Source organism: Corynebacterium ciconiae DSM 44920 (assembly GCF_030440575.1).
In the GTDB taxonomy this organism is placed as follows: Bacteria; Actinomycetota; Actinomycetes; order Mycobacteriales; family Mycobacteriaceae; genus Corynebacterium; species Corynebacterium ciconiae.
On the sequence record NZ_CP047189.1, the window covers coordinates 1,471,630 to 1,491,706 of the forward strand.

The window sequence follows — 20,077 nt, forward strand, 5'->3', positions numbered from 1 at the left end:
GAGCCCCTCATCAACCGGCGTGAATCAGCCGCCATCGCAGCCGAATACCCAGCGGTGGCGGTTGCGCGCCGCATCCACAGCGCGCGCAGGTCATTTGACCATAGTACGACATAGGACACGCCCCCACTGAATCAGTTGGCAGTGGAGGCGGTGAATCAAAATGAGGCCCTAGCCGCGGCGGTTATCAGGCGAGCCTTCCCAATCTTCGTCGGCGTGCTCGGGGGCTGACGTGCGGGGCGCCTCTGGCCGCAGCTGCTGCTCGAGGTTTTCGGGTTGCTCGAGGTTCTCAGGCTGCTGAGCCTCGGAGGGCTCGGTCCTTGCCGGCTGGTCTGCTGGGGCCGATTCTCCGCCCGTAACGGGCGTGGGCTGGCCGGTGGCAGGTTCGACTTTGCGCACGATGGCGATCAACTCGAAGGTAGTGACCACACCGTCGGCGATCTCAAGGTCCACGGTGTTTTCGGTGCGATCTCGGACGATGGCGTAGAGACCGGCGCTGGTGACCACACGATCACCGGGGCGCAGGGATTCTTGCACTTGGCGGATCTCATTGAGCCGCTTGCGCTGGGTGCGCATTTGCAAGAAGGCGGGCAGCAGGAACAGCGCCAAAATGATGAGCAACAATACAATCGACATAGTGCCTACCAGTGTGCCAAACTCTGCGGCCCCGAACAACGATGCGCACACCCGCCGGATCCGCCCGCGTGGACGCAGCCGATGGAAGCACGCACGGTTAAAACAGCCCCACGGTGCCTTCCGGCGGTTCCAGACCAATGTGGCGCCAGGCGGCTGCGGTGGCCACCCGTCCCCGCCCGGTGCGGCTGACCATCCCCGCCCGCACAAGATAGGGCTCGCACACTTCCTCCACCGTGGAGGGCTCCTCCCCCACGGCGATTGCGAGGGTACTTACCCCCACTGGGCCGCCGCCATGGCCTTTAATCAAGGCGGTGAGTACTGCCCTGTCGAGCCGGTCCAATCCCATGTCGTCAACATCGAAGACCACTAGTGCTGCCTGCGCAGCGGCCAGGGTGATGTGGCCATTGGAGTGCACATCGGCGTAGTCGCGCACTCGACGCAGCAGGCGATTAGCGATACGCGGGGTGCCGCGAGAGCGTGAGGCGATCTCGTGGCCGGCATCTTCATCAATGCTCACCCCCAAGATCTTTGCTGCGCGCATCACCACGCGGGTGAGATCATTCGGTCCATAGAATTCCATTTGGGCGGTAAAACCGAAGCGGTCACGGAGTGGGCCGGTAAGCATGCCGGACCTCGTGGTGGCCCCAACCAGGGTGAAGGGAGCGAGTTCCAAGGGAATAGAGGTGGCCCCAGGCCCCTTGCCCACGATCACGTCGATGCGGAAATCCTCCATAGCCATGTACAGCATTTCCTCTGCCGGCCGAGCCATACGGTGGATCTCATCGATAAAGAGCACATCACCTTCGGTGAGGTTGGAGAGCATGGCCGCTAGATCGCCCGCCCGCTCCAGCGCCGGCCCGGAGGTCATGCGCAGATTGGAATTCAGCTCTGCGGCGATGATCATCGCCATGGTGGTCTTGCCCAGCCCGGGCGGGCCGGAGAGGAGCACGTGATCGGGTGCCACTCCCCTACTTTTCGCCCCGCCGAGAACCAACTCAAGCTGCTCGCGCACTTTGGGCTGGCCGATGAACTCACCGAGGCTTTTCGGCCTCAGATTCACTTCATCATCGTGCTCCCCCTCATTGAGCTGGGGGCGTACGGCAGAATCCGGCGGGCGCAGCGCCCCTTCGGGGAGCTGGAACTCGGTCTTTTCCACATTCGGCATAGCGCGGGTTGTCCTTAAAAAAGAGGGTCGTTAACTCTTCTAGCCTAGTGAGCGCTCAGTGTGGCCAAACAGGCGCGCAACGCGGCAGACACACCCAGATCTGGCTGCTGAGCCAGCACACTCGCCACGGCCGCATCCGCATCCTTACGGCTAAAGCCGAGATTCTCAAGGGCCTCGGCCACGTCCTCAGCAACTCCGCCGGAGATCGCTGGGGAATCCACCTGCGTTTGCTGGGGGTGGGGGCCGACAAAGGGTTCGACCTTTTGCTTCAAATCCACCACCATGCGCTCGGCGGTGCGCTTGCCTACACCGGGTATTTTTTCCAGCGCCGCGGCATCATTGCGGCTGATGAAGCCTGCCAGCTCGGCGGGAGTGGCCATGGCGAGTGCCGCCAAAGCCAGCTTCGGGCCCACTTTGGAAACTGTGCACAGCAGGTGAAAGAATTCCTTTTCCTCGCTGTTGGCGAAGGCGAAAAGCTCCATCGAGTCCTCGCGCACGATCTGGGAGACCACCACGAAGCACTCCTCGCCAGTGCGCATCTCACCGAGGGTGCGCGGGGTGGCGCTGATGGCATAGCCCACTCCGGCGCATTCGATAATCGCGCCAGTCAGGCCGAGATCAATACAGGTTCCGCGCAGGGATGCGATCATGAATGAGAACTCCTTTGGTGTTGCTTGGCCAGTTCCGCCTGATGCATCAGGGCCGGGGCGCGCCAGCAGTGGCATACCCCCAGTGCGAGTGCATCGGCGGCATCGGCCGGCGAGGGCGGTTCCGCCAGCCCGAGAATACGGGTAATCATGGCAGTCATCTGTTTCTTATCGGCACGCCCGTTGCCGGATACAGCCTTTTTCACCTCTGAGGGGGTGTACATGTGCACGGGAATGTGACACTCCGCAGCCGCGAGTACGAGCACGCCCACCGCATGGGCGGTGTGCATCACCGTGGATACGTTTCCGCGTTCGAAGACGCGCTCGATGGCCACCACGTCCGGATCGTAGTCCCGGATCCACTCTTTCACCGCTTGGCTAAGCTTGAGTAGCCTCTCGGTCAGCTCATCCTTCGCCGGGGTGCGCACCACCCCCACTGCCACGGGATATACGGCCCGACCGCGCCCTGCTTGCACGACGGAGAGCCCGCAGCGGGTCAACCCCGGATCAATGCCCATGACCCGAAGCCCCTCAATGGCAGTTGCAGCGCGCACCCTTGCCTCCTCCTCGATGTCTTCAGACCATGTTTAGCACATTTTTTCGCACCAGCCTGCATTCCCCCTGCATCGGCCTGCTGCTGCCTCCCCTAGGGTTGCCCGTGCGCGCCGTCATCGCCCCAGTGCACAAACGCCCCAACCTCCGCGGCGGCTGCGGAGACGGGGCGTAGAAGCAGGCGCACGGGTGAAGGTGGCCTGCGAGGTGGCGTCGTTAAGCGTCGAGCTGAGCGGCGACCTCGTCGGAGATATTGATGTTGGAGTAGACGTTTTGCACGTCATCGGAATCCTCGAGCAGATCTACCAAGCGCAGAATCTTGCGGGCGAGATCCACATCGGCCTCGACCTCCACGGAGGCACGGAAGTCCTGATCGGAATCGTCCACCTTGATGTCGTTGTCCTCCAAGGCGGCGCGCACGGCGCGGGTGTCAGAGGGAGAGCACACCACCTCGAACTTCTCGCCGAGGTCATTGACTTCTTCGGCACCGGCATCAAGCACAGCCATGAGCACGTCATCCTCGCTCAGCTCGCCCTTGTCCAACACCACCACACCGACACGGGTAAAGAGGTAGCCCACCGCGCCGGACTCGGCCATGTTGCCGTTGTTCTTGGACATAATGCTGCGCACCTCAGAGGCCGCACGGTTGCGGTTATCGGTGAGGCACTCGATAAGAATGGCCACGCCACCAGGCCCGTAGCCTTCGTACATGATGGACTGCCAGTCGGCGCCGCCGGCCTCTTCACCGGAGCCACGCTTGCGGGCGCGCTCAATATTGTCATTAGGCACCGAGGCCTTCTTGGCCTTACGGATCATGTCATCGAGGGTGGGGTTCGCTGCCGGGTCGCCACCACCGGTGCGGGCAGCCACCTCGATGTTCTTGATCAGCTTGGCAAACTCCTTGCCGCGCTTGGCGTCATTGGCGGCCTTCTTGTGCTTGGTTGTTGCCCACTTTGAGTGGCCGGACATAGCGTTCCTCTTCTCTCTAGCTAGCGTGCATGGTGATCTAACGTTAGTAAGCGGTTTATCAGTATAGCGTTACTGCCTCAGGTGCCTGGTGAGGCCTTCCTGTGCGGCCACGGCCACCAGCTGGCCTGCCTGGTCATAGATTCGACCCTCACACAAGGACCGCCCCGCACCAGCCGCTGGGGAGGTCTGCACATAGGCCAGCCACTCATCCACTCGCACTGGGCGCAGGAACCACAGGGCGTGATCCAACGACGCCATCTGCAGCGCGGTATCTGGGTGCCGCACCTGAGCGGAGGACAATAAGGTGGCGTCGGAGATATAGGCCAGGGCGCAGCGGTGGAACAGCTCGTTATCAGGCAGCTGCACTCGGGTATCGCCGCCCGTGCCCGCGGTGCAGCGCATCCACACCACCTGGGTGGCTGCGTGCCTCAACTGATCATCGAGCCGCTCGCGGCTAAGCACGCGGATGTCCCACTCCGGCCATTCGCGATCGAAAAACGCAGCCCGGCGGGATTCGGCAGGGGTAATCTCCTCTGGGGCAGGCAGCGGCGGCGCGGACTGATGGTGGCTGATTCCGCTATCAGCCACGTGGTGAAAACTCACCTGCATGCTGCACAGCAACTGGCCCGCTTGGCTGAGGCTGACCATCCGAGAGTGAAAGGAGCGCCCCTCGCGCAGCCGCTGCACCTTCAACACGCTCGGCTGCGACGGATCGCCCGGGGCCAGAAAGTAGCAGTGCAGCGAGTGCGGAAGAAACTCGGGATCCACAGTGGCCCCAGCCGCTGCGAGCGCTTGGGCAACATGCTGCCCGCCAAAGGTACGCCCCAGAGACGACGGCACCACAGCCCCCTCGTACTCATCTGGTGCGATCTGGCGAAGATCACACATCTGCTCGGTACGACTGGGCTGTGGTGAAAGGTGCATGAGCGCCGTGTGTTTCCTGCGGGCCGTGTACTGGGTTTACCAGCCGCGGTCGGCCATGCGCTGCTGCTCGGTGAGGTCATCGCAGTTGATGCCCACCATGGCCTCGCCGAGAGAGCGAGAGACCTCCGCGACCACGCTGGCGTCGTTGTAGTGCTTGGTGGCTTCCACAATCGCCGAGGCGCGCTTCTCTGGGTTGCTGGACTTGAAGATGCCCGAGCCAACGAACACGCCCTCAGCGCCGAGCTGCATCATCATCGCCGCATCGGCCGGGGTGGCCACACCGCCGGCGACGAAGAGCGTGACGGGCAGCCGCCCGGTGGAGGCGGTCTGGCACACCAAATCATAGGGGGCCTGCAGCTCCTTGGCTGCGTGGTAGAGAGCATCCTCGTCCAAGCTTGCCAAGGCGGCGATCTCGGAGCGGATCTTGCGAATGTGGGTGACGGCGTTGGAGACATCGCCGGTACCGGCCTCACCCTTGGAACGGATCATCGCCGCCCCCTCGGCGATGCGCCGCAGCGACTCGCCCAAATTGGTGGCGCCGCAGACGAAGGGCACCTCGAAGCGGTGCTTATCTACGTGGTGGGAGTAGTCGGCGGGGGTAAGAACCTCAGACTCATCGATCCAGTCAATGCCCAGTGCTTGCAGCACCTGTGCTTCCACAAAGTGGCCGATGCGGGCCTTTGCCATGACGGGAATGTCCACGGCCTTTTGAATCCCAGCGATCATGTCCGGATCAGACATCCGGGACACGCCGCCATCGCGGCGAATATCGGCGGGAACGCGCTCGAGGGCCATCACGGCCTTTGCGCCTGCCGCCTGGGCGATTTCTGCCTGCTCAGGGGTGACCACGTCCATGATCACGCCGCCTAGCAAATTGTCGGTGAAGCCTGTCTTCACACCTTTGGATTCTGCCACTGGGAAGAACCAACCCTTCTTGAGTCGCTCGAACAACCTGTGGCAGCTAATGCTAGCTTTTGTCTCCCGTATCGCGGGAAACCTTTTCCATAATGGGGGTAGCGAGCGGTAATTCTACGTACTGCGGCATGGGGGCTCGCCCACCGAGCCGCAGAATGCGCACGAGGGGCCTAATCCTTAGAGCACGGGTATCAACCACCGCGTCGTTATAGAAGCGATGGGTCAGCTGCACCCGCACCGCCGCGTCGCTGATCGGCCGCGGCAGCGCTACTGCGGGGTGGGCCTCAACATAGCTCTGCAGGGCCTTGATGAGTTCTTTTTCCTTTTCCACCCGCGGCGCCACATCTCGCGGATCCAGCGGCTCACTTTGTGCGGCATAGGCCTGGGCAGCCAACGGTTCAATGCTGGCGGCAATCACAGCGGCTCGCATATCAAGCGCCGCCTGTAGGTTCACCAGCGCCGCATCCAGCCGAATATGCATCCTATTCAGCCGCTGGGCGGTAAATACCGCCCACAAGACGATCGCGGTCAGCACGATCGCCAGCAGCACAGACACAGTGCTCATCCCTCAAACCTTTCACTTCAGTTTCACGGAGGTGCCATCAGCAACAGCCTCATAGACGTGCACGATCTGGGTGGTCACCGTGTCCCAGTCATAGCTGGCAGCGCGCGCCGCCCCAGCTTCCACAAGGCCTTTCCGCAGAACGGGTGAATCGATGAGACGACGCAACTGTGCTGCCAGATCCGCGGCACTGCCATTAGGAAAGAGCAGGCCGGCGGGTGTATCGCTGTAGGCATCCGTCACGGCGGCAAAAGCCTCGAGGTCGCTGGCGAGCACCGCGCATCCGGCGGCCATGGCTTCTACGAGCACAATACCGAAGCTCTCCCCGCCAGTATTAGGCGCCACATAGATATCGGCGCGGCCCAGAATATCGGCCTTCTCCGCATCGGAGACCTTGCCCACATAGCGCACCCCCGGCATAGGCCGCTGGGTGCCCGCACCAATCACGGTGCAGCTAAAGGGCCGGTCCAGTTGCGCCAATGCGCGCAGCAAAATATCGAGCCCCTTGCGCGGCTCGTCCAACCTGCCAAGGAAGACGATGTTGGGCACGCCCGCAGCGCTTGTCGACGCCACCTCCCCGTCCCCAACCCCACGCTGCTCACTGTCCACCTGGCGGGTGCAGTGTTCCTCGTGGCGGCTGCGTGCCGCAGCGAAGTGGCGGGTATCCACCCCGTTGGGGATGAGTACCGGATCGCCTCCGAGCTGTTCTACCTGCCAGCGCCGAGCGAGCTCAGAGACAGCGATTCCTCCGCGGATCTTTTCCAACAGCGGCCTGAGCACCGGCGTGCCGAGCTTAAGCAGAGTCGAGCCGGAGCTCGAGGCGTGGTAGGTGGCCACAATGGGGCCGTGGGCGAGCCGCAGCGCCGCCATGGAGAAGCTGGGCGAGTTGGGCTCATGAATATGGAGCACATCAAAGTTGTTGTCGTTGATGAAGTTTTTTAGGCTCGTGCTCACCTGTGGCCCAACAGCGATGCGAGCCACAGAACCGTTATAGGGAATGGGCACGGCGCGGCCACCGCGAACCACCCAGTCCGGCACCTCCGCCGCACTGGTGGCGGGTCCGATGGCGCGCACATAGTGCCCACGCTGTTGTAGCGCCTGCCCCAGATCCAGGATGTGGGCCTGCACCCCGCCTGGTTCATCGAAAGAATAGGGACACACGATTCCGATACGCATCTAGCTGCCCTCCCCTCGTGGTGCATCGTCTAGGCCAGATGGGCGGGCAGCATCTGCCTCGTGGGGCTGCTGCTGGGCGCGGCCACGGGCCAGGCGATGCGGGTCGAGATCGGCCAGCCACAGCGGCTGCAGCATGTGCCAGTCGTGGGGATGTGCGGCGATATTGGCTTCGAATCCTTCGGCGATGCGCTGGGTGGTGGACTGCACATCATCCACCTCGAGCGCCTCGGACACCCGCAGGCCCCAGTTCGAGGAATCGGGATAAAAGCTATGCACCACGTGCAGGCTGGCGCCGGTGTCCATGGCCAGACGGGCCGGCCCGGCAGGAAATAGGGCGGGCTCGCCGAAAAACTCCACCTCTACCCCGCTAGCGCGTAAATCCCGCTCACCCAGCAGGCAGACCACCCCGCCGCGAGCGAGGGTGTTCTTCAGCTCTTCGTAGGGCCCATGACCGCGAGCGTCGCGGTGCGGGAGCACGCGGAAGCCGAGACTCGTGCGATAGTCCACGAAGGCCTCATAGAGCTCTACTGGTTCAAGCCGCTCCGCGACGGTGGTGAAACTGCCATTGCGGTGCACGAGCAACACCCCAGCCATATCCCAGTTGCCGCTGTGCGGCAGAGTAAGGATCACTCCTTTACCCGCAGCGAGTGGCTCAAGCAGATGATCGTAGCCCTCGACCGACTCATCAAGAACGCGCACCAAGCTCGGATCGGAGGCTATACGTGGAAGCCGGAAGGCCTCCATCCAATAACGGGTATACGAGCGCATGGATGCGCGCATGAGGGAAGGACTCACCTGACCGGAGCCCAGGACACGCTCGAGATTGCGGCGCAGCTGCGCCGGCTGACGGCCCCGCCGAGAGGCGATATCCGCACCAACGGTGGCGATCACTCGCGCACCAAGCTCAGGAAGCCGCGAAAGCGCCGCCCAGCCAAACATGTAGCCTGCGGCCGCCCAATGGCGTTGTCTTAAGGAGTGGCGCAGGCGGCTCCATGGGGTCATCGTGGGGCTAGCTCCTCACACGGCATAAGGCCGCGCCGGGCACGGCCGTGCCTGTGCCGACGCTGCGCGGTGGTTTCACATTGCGGTTCTCACTAGGTGACTTAGCGGTTCCTCGGGGTGCTGGCCCCGGCGGGCGGGGCGATAATGTCCTTGCCATGGGCGGAGGTGGCCGCCATGGACAGCCGCTGGATCACGGTAAATACTGAGCCTACCGCCAGCACCCAGATAGCCACATCCACGGCATAGGGTACGCCGAAGCCCTGCAGGCCGATGCCGACCAAGCCGATGATGAGCCGCTCGGGGCGCTCGATCAGCCCACCCACCATGCTCAGGCCACTGGCCTCACCTCTGGCTTTGACGTAGGAGATCACCTGCGAGCAGACGAGCACCACCAGGGAGGCGACCACGAGTGGTTGGGGCGCATCGTAGCTATAGATCAGCCACCAAGTAATCGCGGCGAAGAGGGCGCCGTCGGTGAGCCGGTCGCAGGTGGCATCGAGGGTGGCGCCGTATTTGGTGCCTCCACCCCGCAGTCGGGCCATGGTTCCATCGACCATGTCGAAGGCCACGAACAGGCCCGAGAGCACAGCGGCGGCCACCAAGTGACCGGTGGGGATCAAGATCACCGCCAATAGGGTGGAAACCACCGCCCCGAACACGGTGACCACATTCGGGGTGAGGTTCCACTTCACAAGTTGAGTGGCGATCGGCTCCACCACCACGGCGGCGGGTTTGCGTCCATGCACGCTAAGCATCGCTATCGGCCTCCCAGGCATCGGCGAGTAGCTGGCGGGTATCGCGGAGTAGCTGCGGCAGCACCTTGACTCCATCGATCACTGTCATGAAGTTGGAATCGCCGCTCCAGCGCGGCACCACGTGCAGGTGGAGGTGCTCGCCCACCGAGCCGCCCGAGGCGCGGCCTAAGTTGAATCCCACATTAAAAGCGTGCGGAGAAGACACGGCCTTAATCACCCGCACCAGCTTCTGAGCGAAGGCCATGAGTTCCGCGGTTTCCTCCACGCTCAGATCCTCAAGGTTGGCCACTTGACGGTACGGCACCACCATGGCGTGCCCCGAGTTATAGGGGTAGAGGTTAAGCACGCAGTACACCAGTTCACCGCGGGCCACGATCAGCCCGTCTTCATCGCTCATCTCAGGGATGGCGAGAAAGGGATTGCGGGGCGAGTGCTCCGCGCTACCTACACCGGCGTCCTTAATATAGTTCATCCGGTAGGGCGCCCAGAGCCGCTCGAGGCGATCTGGAATCCCCACCCCAGAATCCGTATAGGAGCCTTGCGGCTGCATCTTTGTGTTAGCTTGCCGTTCCACGGAACTCCTCAATGAGTTCTTTGCTCGGCTGGGCGTTGATGCGCTGGGCCACCCAGTTACGGATCACCATCACCGCCTCCTCCACCGGCACCCCGTTGACCTGGGAGCCGTCGAGGAAGCGGAAGCTTATGGCATTCGCCTCGACATCGCGGCCACCGGCCAACAGCATGAAGGGCACCTTGCCGGTGGTGTGGTTGCGGATCTTCTTCTGCATGCGATCATCCGAGGTGTCCACCTCGGCGCGGATGCCTGCCTGGCGCAGGTTGGCGCACACATCCTCGAGATAGCCGGAGAACTCATCAGCCACCGGGATACCCATCACCTGGTGCGGGGCCAACCACGCGGGGAAGGCACCGGCGTAGTGCTCGAGAAGCACGCCGAAGAAACGCTCGATCGAGCCGAAGAGGGCGCGGTGAATCATGATCGGCCGCTTCTTGGAGCCATCGGAGGCGGTGTATTCCAAGTTGAAGCGCTCGGGAAGGTTGAAGTCCAGCTGCACGGTGGACATCTGCCACGTGCGGCCAATGGCGTCGCGGGCCTGGACCGAAATCTTGGGGCCATAGAAGGCGGCACCGGCAGGATCGGGCACCAGCTCCAGCCCCGAGCGGGTGGCCACGTTCTCCAGGATCTGGGTGGAGCGCTCCCAGATCTCATCCGAGCCCACGAACTTCTGCGGATCCTTGGTGGATAGCTCGAGGTAGAAATCGTCGAGGCCGTAATCCTTCAGCAGGGAGATGATGAAGTCGAGTACGCGAGTCAGCTCATCTTCCAGTTGGTCTTCAGTGCAGTAGATGTGCGCATCGTCCTGGGTGAAGCCGCGGGCGCGGGTGAGCCCGTGGATCACGCCGGACTTCTCGTAGCGATACACCGTGCCGAATTCGAACAGCCGCAGCGGCAGCTCGCGGTAGGAGCGGCCACGGGAGGCGAAGATCAGGTTGTGCATCGGGCAGTTCATCGGCTTGGCGTAGTAGTCCTGCGGGGGCTTGACTACCTCCCCGTCCTCCGAGTATTCGCCGTCGAGCTGCATGGGCGGAAACATGCCATCCGAGTAGAAGTCCAAGTGGCCGGACTTCTTAAACAGATCACCCTTGGTCAAGTGAGGAGTGTTGACAAAGGAGTAGCCGGCGCTGATGTGGCGGCGCCGGGAATGCTCCTCCATCTCCAGACGGACAATGCCGCCGGCGGGGTGGAACACGGGGAAACCCGAACCGATCTCATCGGGGAAGCTGAACAGATCCAGCTCGGCGCCAAGGCGACGGTGATCGCGCTTCTCGGCCTCGGCGAGCATGGTCTGATACTCCTCCAGCTTCTCTTTCGACTCCCATGCGGTGCCGTAGATGCGCTGCAGACCCGCATTGTTTTGATCGCCTCGCCAATAGGCGGCGGAGGAGCGGGTGAGCGCGAAGGCCGGAATGTATTTGGTGGTGGGCACGTGGGGCCCGCGGCAGAGGTCGTACCATTCGACATCACCGGTGCGGGGATTGCAGTTGGCGTAGCTGGTGAGCTCTCCGCCGCCAACCTCGGTGGCCTCATCCGAGTTCGGATCCACATTGCCCTTGTCCTCGATGAGCTCCAGTTTGTAGGGCTCGTGCGAGAGATCCTCGCGAGCATCATCCTGAGAGGCGTAGACCCGACGCTCGAATTTCTGCCCCTGCTTGATGATCTTTTTCATGCGCTTTTCAATGCGCTTGAGATCCTCGGGCGTAAAGGGCTCGGCGGCGTCGAAGTCATAGTAGAAGCCATTGTCGATGGCGGGGCCGATGCCCAGCTTGGTGCCTGGGAACTCGGCCTGCACTGCTTGGGCGAGCACGTGAGTACAGGAGTGGCGAATCACGCCACGGCCTTCCTCGGAGCAGGCGGGCACGGGGGTGAACTCGGTGTCCTCGGTGGGCACGAAGGACAAATCGCGCAATGTTCCCTCGGGATCCTTCGCCACCACAATGGCCTCGGGGCCCTTGTTCGGCAGCTCGAGCTCGCGCATCGCCTGGCCCACAGCCTGGCCGGCGGGAACGAGGAAGGGATCCACCTGGACGTGGACCGGGTCTGAAATACTCACGTTCTTCGTGCTCCTCACACATCTTGTGCCCCGGCGACATACCTGGTCGCCAGGGCGTTAGCTGGGCGAATGGGGTATCCGCCCAGACGTTGTCTCTCTAGCTCGGGAGTTTCAAGCGCCGTAGAGGCAATCGTCGATAAGCATTGCTCTCTCAGACGCCTGCACACACGTCTGCGAGGTATCTTACCCCGTGGGCTTAGGATTCCAGCAGCCCCCTGCCCCAATAATCATCCTCAGTGGTGCCCGGGAAGATGAAAAACACCGAGGACCCAATGTGGGTGATCCACTGGTTTAGCCGGTCACCCTCATCGAGGCGCCGCTGGATCGGGGTGAATTGTTCATCCGGATTCTTCTGAAAACAGATGAACAGCAATCCCGAGTTGGACAGCTGCTCCGAGCCGGGCTCGGGCTGGAGATCATAGCTGTAGGGGCGGCGCAGAATCTTCTGGTGCGGCTTATCTGCCGGCGGATGCGAACGCGCCATATGGCTCATCGGATCGATCACCGGCAGCCCGTATTTATCGGTGGCCTCAAAATCGGCGGGAGTGTGCTCGTCGCCGCCCGTCAACGGCGCACCGGTATCGAGAGTGCGCCCCACCGAGACTTCGCGGGAGCCGCGGTCTAGGATCTCCCAGGTATCGATGTTCATCGCGATCCGCCGCAGCACCATGCAGCTGCCTCCGCGCAGCCACTCTGGGCCCTCATCGATCCACACCTGCTCCGCGTAGTCTTCTTCGGTACGCGGATTGACAGTCCCATCGATCTGACCAAATAGATTGCGTGGGGTGGTATCGGCGCTCATTGCGCCATCAGCATTGGAAAAACCTTGCTGGATCCACTTCACCGTCACGTAGCGATCCCCGGCGCGCACCATGTGCCGCATCGCGTGCGCCACGGTGAGGTTGTCATCGGCGCAGATCTGCAGCACGATATCGGCCTCGCCCCACTTCGGATCCAGCTTGTCTCGCGAAAAAGCTGGGATTGGGTGCAGCCATGATGGGCGCAGCTCGGGTCGGCCGATGATGTCGAAGAAGCGCTCCCCTACGCCTGCGGTAAAGGTGAGATTCGCGGGTATCTCGGCGAGTTCTTCCTCAAGATCCCCTAAGGGCGCTTCGCCTCGGCTTAGTCGCCGGGCATCCATGGTCCACAGGCGAAATAACCGCCGCATGTCGTCGATAGTGCTGCCCGGTCGCACCGTGAAGGCACACACCGAGACCTGCGCTTGTTCGGGGGTGGCGATTCCCGCCTGGTGTTCGCCATCGAATTCTACTGTGGCATGGCGCAAACGGGTGCTCACGTCTTTGTTCTCTTCAGCGGATGCAGTGGCGCGATCCTCAGTGCCACGGGCACAGGAGGCCAACCCAGCCCCCGCCGCCATCACGGTGGCGCCGCTGAGAAAGGCGCGGCGATTCACCCCAGCCGAGCCAGTCCCCTCCGCTGCTGCGCAGTGGTCACGATCCTCGCCGTCAGGCTTGCCATGAGCCATCACGAATTAAACACCATCCTCTTCTTATCTGGGTTGGCGGTCCCGCATGTATGCCTCTTGGAATGACACAGACGACGAGGCCCTCGTTGCGGGCACGCTCTACAACCACAGGGGCATGCTCGATGAGGAGCACTGACCCTGCTGTATTCACCGCGCTTGGGCGCAGGCTTATCGACGCTGCCTCCCCGCCCACCAACGTCGTTGGCAGATAGGGAAACCATCGGGCCGAGATACACCCCGTGGCGGCAGCATGAAGGGCGCCTACCTTCAGAGGCCACGCCGCGAACCAGATCCACGATCTGGCGCACCGTCGGGCACGGCAGGCGCCCCTTCTTCAACGATGAGAGTCACAGCACCCGCGACGCGGAGTGGACGCCGGTGCTTACTCTGCTTTTAGGAGTGGTTGTGATCCATTCCGTTGTGGCCCTCCACGCCACCGTCCGGGCCGTAGCTTTCTTCACCAGAAGCAATGTCGCGCACCTCCACGTTCTTGAAGGTGTAGGAGGTGCCATCCTCGAGGGTGATGGTGACGGTGATGGTGTCACCGGGCTCGATGGCCTCATCATAATCCATGATCATGAAGTGGTTGGCGCCCGGCTGCAGCGGGGATTCACCCTGGGCTGCGATCGGCAGACCGCCCTCGAGCTCACGCATCACCCCATCGCGCACCTCGTGAATCTCATTCTTCGGCGCACCGAGCGAGGTGGAGAAGGAGGAGACCACGATGTCCTGGTCGGTGTTGTTCACCAAGGTGCCGAACACGGCGGTCATGTCCTTATCAGCCGGCTTGGCCTTGACATATGCGTTGAGGAACTCCACCTCCTTGGCCGAGGTCTCGGACGTGGTCTCGGTGGACTCCGAGCTGGTGGCGCTAGTGGAGCTCACCGAGGGGTTATCGGTGGGATCCTTTGGCATGTCAGAGTCCTTCTGCAGCTCCGGGGAGCATGCAGCAAGGGCCAGGGAGCCGGTTGCGAGCAGAGCTGTAGCAACTGTGGCGAACTTACGGGTAATCACTGAGAGTTTTCCTTTCTCTTGCTGAACATCAGGATGCCCCCGATGATCACGGCCAGCAGCACAATGCCGCCGCCAATGAACATCATCGGGCCGGAGCTTCCTTCTGAAGAGCTTAGCGCGTCGTTCTCGGAAGACTGGGCATTCTCCGAGACTGTGTCCGTGGTCGGTGCGGAGTCGTTCTCACCGGTGTCCACACTGAAGGTGGTGCCGCCACGGGTGGCGTGACCATCGGAGGAAGTGATCTGGAATCCCACGAGATAGTTGCCGTCACCGGGGTCGAGATCCTCGGGCAGGGTGATGGTGACCATCTGCTGATTCAGCTCGGGCTCGCCCTGGTAGAGAATCTCGCCAGTATCCTCATTACTCACCGCTACGCGGTTAAAGGTATCGAGGGGGATGGCGGAAAATTCCAGCTCGATGGTGTGCGGAAACTCGCTCACCGTGGAACCGTCCTCCGGGTTGGAGTTGATCACCACGTCATGCGCTGCGGCCACCGGTGCGGTAGCCACTGCGGCCACCGCACCCATCGTCAGCCCCAACGAGGCGAGGGCCACCCGGGCGTTCGCGGGGCGGGCTAGACGTCCTCGGCTTCTGCGCATACACCATTCTCCTTAACTACCGACACTGCGTGTTGTGCTTCCACGACAAGTATGGCGCACCAGCCGTGCCGCCTGTCCACCACCCGCATATTGGGACGTGAGTCAGACTAAGCCTGCGCCATACGACGCTGCACTCACCGCCGCGTGTGTCCACTTGGGTTGCATGACCACAGGCATCCGGCGACGCCAGCTGAAGGCATCAGGCTCTATAGGCACTAGTCGCGAGCTAGTACTGGATAGTTCCCACCCAAGACGCTGTGATGATCTAGCTCACAGCTACATTGCTCCTGAGCTCGCATTCGAGCGTGATCGCAGCATCCCTGCCCTACTCCCCCAGGTAGGTTTTGAGCGCCAGAGCGAGGGCGAAAAACTGGTGCCCATCGCTCAGGTCCGCCTGGAGCAGACGCTCGATGGTGGCGATGCGGGAGTACAGCGCGGTGCGGGAGACATGCAGCTCTGCGGCCGCCGCAGAGCGCGAGGTGGGATGGTGCACCAACACCCGCAGCGTCGAGAGCAGATCTGAATCATTGCGGGCGTCGTGGATTAATAATGGGCCGAGGGTGGACTCGGCAAAGGCTTGGGCCCGCACATCGCCATGCAGATCAGTGATCACCTCGGCGGCCTGTCCACGCCTTAACCACCGCAGCTGCACCCGTCCTTGAATCTCTTTATGGGGCAGGCTACTGAGCCGGTGCACCGCAGCACCTAGTTCCACCGGTCCGCCAAGCCCGCTGGCAATGAGGATTTCTGCCTTAGCTCGCTCGCCGGCCGCACCGCCCTCGGTGCGGCTGATAATCATCTCCACTGCCGCGGCGAAAGCCTGCGCCACCTCTACGCTGCTACCCTCGCCGCTCGAAACTTCAGTGGAGAGGGCACACACCATTCTGTGCGGATGCTGCGGGTGCTGGGCCACCAGCACTTGGGCACCCCGCACACCCGCAGCTTGGGCTAGGGCTGTGCGAATCTCCTCTACCGGCGGCACCGTGTGGCTGCACCGCAGCTCGAAGGCGCTCAAGTAACGATCAACGGTATCGAAGCCGGCGGCGGAGAGAACCTCGGCTTGCCCACCGACGGTGGTGAAACGATTATGTGCCAGCCTTTCGAGGCAGGTGCGATCAATCAAGTCATTCCACGTGGTCGAGCGGGTGGAGCTGAGCCGATCGATGGCCAAAGCCATCGCAGCGTGGCGAAGAATATGCGCCGATAGTTCCCTATCTGCCAATCCGTCGCGGTACCACAACCTTCCCCAGTGGTGCCCGCGGGCTTGTATGTCCACGCACTCCCATACCACCGTGGGCTGGTTCGCCTCACTAACACGCACCGGATCAGCGATGAGCCCCTGCTCGGCCACCTCGGCCGCCCAATTCCGGGAGCGCGGCTCCCACTCCCGCAGCAGTTCCGAGGGCAGAGTGTGCCCCTCGGCGTACACCACTACGCGGTGGTGACGATCTTCCAGCACCACCGGCCGATCCAGTTCGCGGCAGGCTTGGGTAACGATCTGCTCAGGCGGGGCGCCATTGTAGGTCAGGGACCAGAAGGTTTCGCTGATGCTGTGCAGCTGGGCGACATCTCTGGAACGCTGCGCCAGAATGCGGGTATGCACCGCCTCGGTGAGCTCGACAAAGCGCAGCTCCTCCCTCACTTGGATCAGGGGCAGCTGGTGGCGTCGACACGCATCCACCATCTCTTGCGGGATCTCGGACCACACGGTGCCCAGCTCTACCACGAGCCCCGCTGCCTCCGCGGCCGCGAAACGATCAATCTGTTCCCCCAAAGACTCAGGTGAGGACTGCAGCCCCCTGCCGGTGGTGAGCAGTAGCTCGTGGCCGTCAATGAGGTGACCGGTGCGTGGCGATTCCGCCACATGCACCCACCGCACCGAGTTGGTCAGCCGGGTCTGCCCGCTGAGAATCTCGGGGCGAGCGCGCTGCATCAACGGCAAGGCGATCACATCAGCCACAGTGACGGTCGTGCTCATCAGCACCCCTTTTCTCATCATCACCGCCAGTGGCGGCAACCGGACTCGTCATTGCTGGCCAGTGTAGAGCGAAACCCTCATGCAGCCAGCCAGCCCTGCCCCCTCCTCACAGCACTCGGTGCCCGCTCTACGCCTAAGCGGCCGGCATAGCTGAGTGAACACAGTGTCCAGAGCTTGATGGGATGCGGAACATGTTGCGCCTTCTCCCCACTGCGCTTCCCGCCTTAAATGGAAGACACAGCCGCTTATCGACGGCTCGATTGCACCTACTAGGACAAGGAGGATCCCCATGGCTGATGCAGTATTTCACTCGTGGTCCGCACAAGACCTAATCGATCCGATTACCGTGGTCAGCGGCGAAGGAAGCTACTTCTACGACGACACCGGCACAGCATATTTGGACTTCTCCTCCCAGCTGATGAATGTCAATGTCGGCCACAGGCACCCCACGCTAGTGCGGGCGATGGAAGAGCAGCTGAACACACTGCCCACCATCCAGCCCGCGGTGCGCACCCCTATCCGCACGAAGCTGGCCGAGCTCATCGCCGATGCCGCGCCGGGCGAGCTTAATTACGTGTTCTTCACCAATGGCGGCGCGGACGCAAACGAAAACGCGGTACGCATGGCGCGCGAACACACCGGCCGCAGCAAGGTGCTCTCGGCCTACCGCTCCTATCACGGGGCAACCTCCACCGCCATCTCTCTTACCGGCGATCCGCGCCGGTGGGCAGTGAGTTCGGGGGACAGCTCGGTGGTGCACTTCTTTGGCCCCTATCTCTACCGCTCTGCCTTCCACGCCACCACGGAGGAAGAGGAGTGCGCCCGGGCTCTCGAGCACCTCGAGAATGTCATCCAACTCGAGGGCCCTGACACCATCGCCGCGATCATCTTAGAAACCGTAGTGGGCACCAACGGCATTCTCGTGCCGCCGGCTGGGTATCTGCCCGGGGTGCGGGCTCTCTGCGATAAGTACGGCATTGTCTACATCGCCGATGAGGTCATGGTGGGATTCGGCCGGACCGGAACGATGTTCGCGGTGGAGCACTTCGACGTGACCCCAGATCTCATCACCTTCGCTAAGGGGGTGAACTCCGGCTATGTTCCGCTCGGCGGGGTGATTATCTCCGAGGAGATTCGCAATAGCTTCGCCACCCGCCCTTATCCAGGAGGACTAACCTACTCGGGCCACCCCTTGGCCTGCGCCCCAGGCGTTGCCACCTTCACCGTATTCGAGGAGGAGGATGTGCTCGCGCACACCCGCACGATGGGCGAGACGGTGGTGCGACCGCGTTTGGAGAAACTCGCCCGCACCTATCCCATTGTCGGCGAGGTGCGCGGACTCGGCTTGTTCTGGGCCATCGAGCTGGTGCGCGACCGCGCCACCCGTGAACCACTGGTTCCCTTTAACGCCTCCGGCCCGCAGGCTGAACCGGTCTCTCGCATCGTGGCCGATATCAAAAAGCAAGGCGTGTGGCCCTTCAGCCACTTCAACCGCATTCATATGGCCCCGCCGCTGAATATCTCGGAGGCCGATCTCCACCGCGGGCTCGATGCCTACGAAGCCGCGATCGCCGCAGCATCTCAGTCCCTAGGAGCGAGTGAGGATCCCCAGCCCACCTCGGCGGTACCGGCCGCGCCTAACGTGGCAGCGACAAGCTAAACCCTTCCCACCACACGCAATGACGCCGCAGAGAGTCGATATCTCTGCGGCGTCTGGTTGCCGTGGGCTGTCATAAGGCGCTTGAAAAACGCCCCCACCACAGCCGATATACACCGAGGCGCCCCGATAGCCTCGAGGCGCCTTAAGAAATAAAAAAGTGGTCCCAGCTGGGATCGAACCAGCGACCTTCCCGGTGTGAACGGGACGCTCTTCCACTGAGCCATGGGACCAGAATTGACGTTGTACTGAAGTGGTCTTCAGCTCGTCGCTTCCGAGTAGATAACCTAGCACGGCTTTTACTGAGAGCACTAATTCGCAGTTCACACCCCCTAAAACCACGCCACACTCCCCGCGCGGACCTAAACGGCACACTCTTCCATGCCACCCTGGCCCACAGCCCAGCCCCTTAACCGAACGCATCAGCAACATCGCACAGCGAGTGATGAGGACACCTGGCTGCGAGCCTAGGGAAAGCGAACCCTCTCCACATTCGTAATGGACACCGGTTGAGCCCTTGCGCATCGTGAGGCCGTGGCTACCCACGCAAGTGTGGAGCCTCACACCACCCACTCATAGTCACACCCATGTAACTTCCACCGACCCCGCCACGGAGGAAGGTAAGGGCGTGCCACATGCAGATTTGTGGTTTCCGTATTAGTCACGCTATTGTTTTCAACGCACCACAGCTCGAAGGAAGTAATCCCCTGAAGGGGCTTAGCACCTTAACGAGTAGGTGGAACAATGCGGATGTAGCGCAGCTGGTAGCGCATAACCTTGCCAAGGTTAGGGTCGCGGGTTCGAGTCCCGTCATCCGCTCTGGTTCTTTTATGGACACCCCTTCTTAAGTGGGTGGCCTATCAAAGATCCCTAGGCTTGCGCGTTTAGCTCAGCGGGAGAGCGCTTCCCTGACACGGAAGAGGTCACTGGTTCAATCCCAGTATCGCGCACGCAGAACAAGGCATTGTTCTTTAAAACACTATGCATGCGGATGTAGCGCAGCTGGTAGCGCATAACCTTGCCAAGGTTAGGGTCGCGGGTTCGAGTCCCGTCATCCGCTCGGATACAACATCCTTTCCCCAAAGGGTGTTCACCTTACACTTAAGGTGTGTATCTTAGATAGATATTAAGTGACACGGTGGAATGGCCGAGTGGTGAGGCAAAGGTCTGCAAAACCTTGTACACGGGTTCGATTCCCGTTTCCACCTCCACTTATGCGCGTTTAGCTCAGCGGGAGAGCGCTTCCCTGACACGGAAGAGGTCACTGGTTCAATCCCAGTATCGCGCACGCAGAACAAGGCATTGTTCTTTAAAACACTATGCATGCGGATGTAGCGCAGCTGGTAGCGCATAACCTTGCCAAGGTTAGGGTCGCGGGTTCGAGTCCCGTCATCCGCTCTCTATCCCATACTC

19 protein-coding genes and 7 tRNA genes are annotated in these 20,077 nt (G+C 62.0%); 8 read left to right on the plus strand and 18 right to left on the minus strand.

From position 1 onward, the window contains the following. Positions 1-168: 168 nt before the first annotated feature. The 4 genes from yajC to ruvC form a co-directional block, all read right to left on the minus strand. A complete protein-coding gene (yajC, locus tag CCICO_RS06460; RefSeq protein WP_018019854.1) occupies positions 169-633 on the minus strand; it encodes a preprotein translocase subunit YajC in 465 nt (154 codons plus the stop codon). 97 nt (positions 634-730) lie between these two features. Then, positions 731-1,798, minus strand: a complete 1,068-nt coding sequence (gene ruvB / locus CCICO_RS06465) for a Holliday junction branch migration DNA helicase RuvB (protein ID WP_018019855.1) — start codon at positions 1,796-1,798, stop codon at positions 731-733. 44 nt (positions 1,799-1,842) lie between these two features. Then, on the minus strand, positions 1,843-2,448 hold the full coding sequence (gene ruvA, locus CCICO_RS06470) for a Holliday junction branch migration protein RuvA (protein WP_018019856.1): 606 nt from the start codon (positions 2,446-2,448) through the stop codon (positions 1,843-1,845). Continuing rightward, entirely contained in the window at positions 2,445-2,963 is a 519-nt protein-coding gene (gene ruvC, locus CCICO_RS06475) for a crossover junction endodeoxyribonuclease RuvC (protein WP_040357752.1), read from the minus strand. Before ruvC ends, ruvA begins: the two co-directional genes overlap by 4 nt. Positions 2,964-3,028: 65 nt before the next feature. Here ruvC and CCICO_RS06480 point away from each other — a divergent pair, with 65 nt between their 5' ends. Then, positions 3,029-3,172 carry a hypothetical protein gene (locus CCICO_RS06480; protein ID WP_156809862.1) on the plus strand — a complete coding sequence of 48 codons (144 nt, stop codon included), beginning with the start codon at positions 3,029-3,031 and terminating at the stop codon, positions 3,170-3,172. 41 nt (positions 3,173-3,213) lie between these two features. On the opposite strand, the gene CCICO_RS06485 is transcribed toward CCICO_RS06480, so the two are convergent. The 13 genes from CCICO_RS06485 to CCICO_RS06545 all read right to left on the minus strand — a co-directional run bounded on the left by CCICO_RS06485 (position 3,214) and on the right by CCICO_RS06545 (position 17,007). Beyond that, positions 3,214-3,966, minus strand: a complete 753-nt coding sequence (locus CCICO_RS06485) for a YebC/PmpR family DNA-binding transcriptional regulator (protein ID WP_018019858.1) — start codon at positions 3,964-3,966, stop codon at positions 3,214-3,216. A 69-nt stretch (positions 3,967-4,035) separates the two neighbouring features. Then, on the minus strand, positions 4,036-4,890 hold the full coding sequence (locus CCICO_RS06490; RefSeq protein WP_026161472.1) for an acyl-CoA thioesterase: 855 nt from the start codon (positions 4,888-4,890) through the stop codon (positions 4,036-4,038). Positions 4,891-4,926: 36 nt separating this feature from the next. Continuing rightward, on the minus strand, positions 4,927-5,787 hold the full coding sequence (gene pdxS / locus CCICO_RS06495) for a pyridoxal 5'-phosphate synthase lyase subunit PdxS (RefSeq protein WP_425265821.1): 861 nt from the start codon (positions 5,785-5,787) through the stop codon (positions 4,927-4,929). A gap of 70 nt (positions 5,788-5,857) precedes the next feature. Beyond that, on the minus strand, positions 5,858-6,370 hold the full coding sequence (locus CCICO_RS06500; protein ID WP_018019861.1) for a hypothetical protein: 513 nt from the start codon (positions 6,368-6,370) through the stop codon (positions 5,858-5,860). Positions 6,371-6,382: 12 nt separating this feature from the next. After that, positions 6,383-7,543, minus strand: a complete 1,161-nt coding sequence (locus tag CCICO_RS06505; RefSeq protein ID WP_018019862.1) for a glycosyltransferase family 4 protein — start codon at positions 7,541-7,543, stop codon at positions 6,383-6,385. Further along, positions 7,544-8,545, minus strand: coding sequence for a phosphatidylinositol mannoside acyltransferase (locus CCICO_RS06510; RefSeq protein WP_051067254.1), 1,002 nt, complete (start codon positions 8,543-8,545; stop codon positions 7,544-7,546). A 101-nt stretch (positions 8,546-8,646) separates the two neighbouring features. Then, positions 8,647-9,300: a phosphatidylinositol phosphate synthase gene (pgsA, locus tag CCICO_RS06515; protein WP_018019864.1), complete on the minus strand. Its 654-nt coding sequence runs from the start codon at positions 9,298-9,300 to the stop codon at positions 8,647-8,649. After that, the gene (locus tag CCICO_RS06520) at positions 9,293-9,850 is read right to left on the minus strand and encodes an ATP adenylyltransferase (protein ID WP_018019865.1); all 558 of its coding nucleotides are present in this window, start codon (positions 9,848-9,850) and stop codon (positions 9,293-9,295) included. The genes pgsA and CCICO_RS06520 overlap by 8 nt, the downstream gene beginning before the upstream one ends. 7 nt (positions 9,851-9,857) lie before the next feature. Beyond that, the gene (gene thrS, locus CCICO_RS06525; protein ID WP_156809868.1) at positions 9,858-11,855 is read right to left on the minus strand and encodes a threonine--tRNA ligase; all 1,998 of its coding nucleotides are present in this window, start codon (positions 11,853-11,855) and stop codon (positions 9,858-9,860) included. Positions 11,856-12,126: 271 nt separating this feature from the next. Then, the gene (locus CCICO_RS06530) at positions 12,127-13,308 is read right to left on the minus strand and encodes a Dyp-type peroxidase (RefSeq protein WP_244263997.1); all 1,182 of its coding nucleotides are present in this window, start codon (positions 13,306-13,308) and stop codon (positions 12,127-12,129) included. A 501-nt stretch (positions 13,309-13,809) separates the two neighbouring features. Then, positions 13,810-14,430, minus strand: coding sequence for a copper chaperone PCu(A)C (locus CCICO_RS06535; RefSeq protein WP_018019869.1), 621 nt, complete (start codon positions 14,428-14,430; stop codon positions 13,810-13,812). Further along, on the minus strand, positions 14,427-15,029 hold the full coding sequence (locus CCICO_RS06540) for a copper resistance CopC family protein (RefSeq protein WP_026161475.1): 603 nt from the start codon (positions 15,027-15,029) through the stop codon (positions 14,427-14,429). Before CCICO_RS06540 ends, CCICO_RS06535 begins: the two co-directional genes overlap by 4 nt. A 325-nt stretch (positions 15,030-15,354) precedes the next feature. Further along, complete coding sequence (locus CCICO_RS06545; RefSeq protein WP_018019871.1) at positions 15,355-17,007, minus strand: PucR family transcriptional regulator; 1,653 nt, start codon at positions 17,005-17,007, stop codon at positions 15,355-15,357. Between the two features lie 289 nt (positions 17,008-17,296). Here CCICO_RS06545 and CCICO_RS06550 point away from each other — a divergent pair, with 289 nt between their 5' ends. Next, on the plus strand, positions 17,297-18,667 hold the full coding sequence (locus CCICO_RS06550; protein ID WP_018019872.1) for an aspartate aminotransferase family protein: 1,371 nt from the start codon (positions 17,297-17,299) through the stop codon (positions 18,665-18,667). 158 nt (positions 18,668-18,825) lie between these two features. On the opposite strand, the gene CCICO_RS06555 is transcribed toward CCICO_RS06550, so the two are convergent. Next, positions 18,826-18,897: transfer RNA gene (locus CCICO_RS06555), tRNA-Val, on the minus strand. 513 nt (positions 18,898-19,410) lie between these two features. On the opposite strand from CCICO_RS06555, the gene CCICO_RS06560 reads away from it, so the two are divergent. From CCICO_RS06560 to CCICO_RS06585, 6 genes are all read left to right on the plus strand, one after another. Then, positions 19,411-19,483 (plus strand) — tRNA-Gly (locus tag CCICO_RS06560). Positions 19,484-19,542: 59 nt separating this feature from the next. Further along, positions 19,543-19,614, plus strand: a tRNA-Val gene (locus CCICO_RS06565). A gap of 37 nt (positions 19,615-19,651) precedes the next feature. After that, a tRNA-Gly gene (locus CCICO_RS06570) sits at positions 19,652-19,724 on the plus strand. A 77-nt stretch (positions 19,725-19,801) separates the two neighbouring features. Next, positions 19,802-19,875: transfer RNA gene (locus CCICO_RS06575), tRNA-Cys, on the plus strand. A gap of 5 nt (positions 19,876-19,880) precedes the next feature. Further along, positions 19,881-19,952 (plus strand) — tRNA-Val (locus CCICO_RS06580). Between the two features lie 37 nt (positions 19,953-19,989). Continuing rightward, positions 19,990-20,062 (plus strand) — tRNA-Gly (locus CCICO_RS06585). Positions 20,063-20,077 lie beyond the last annotated feature (15 nt).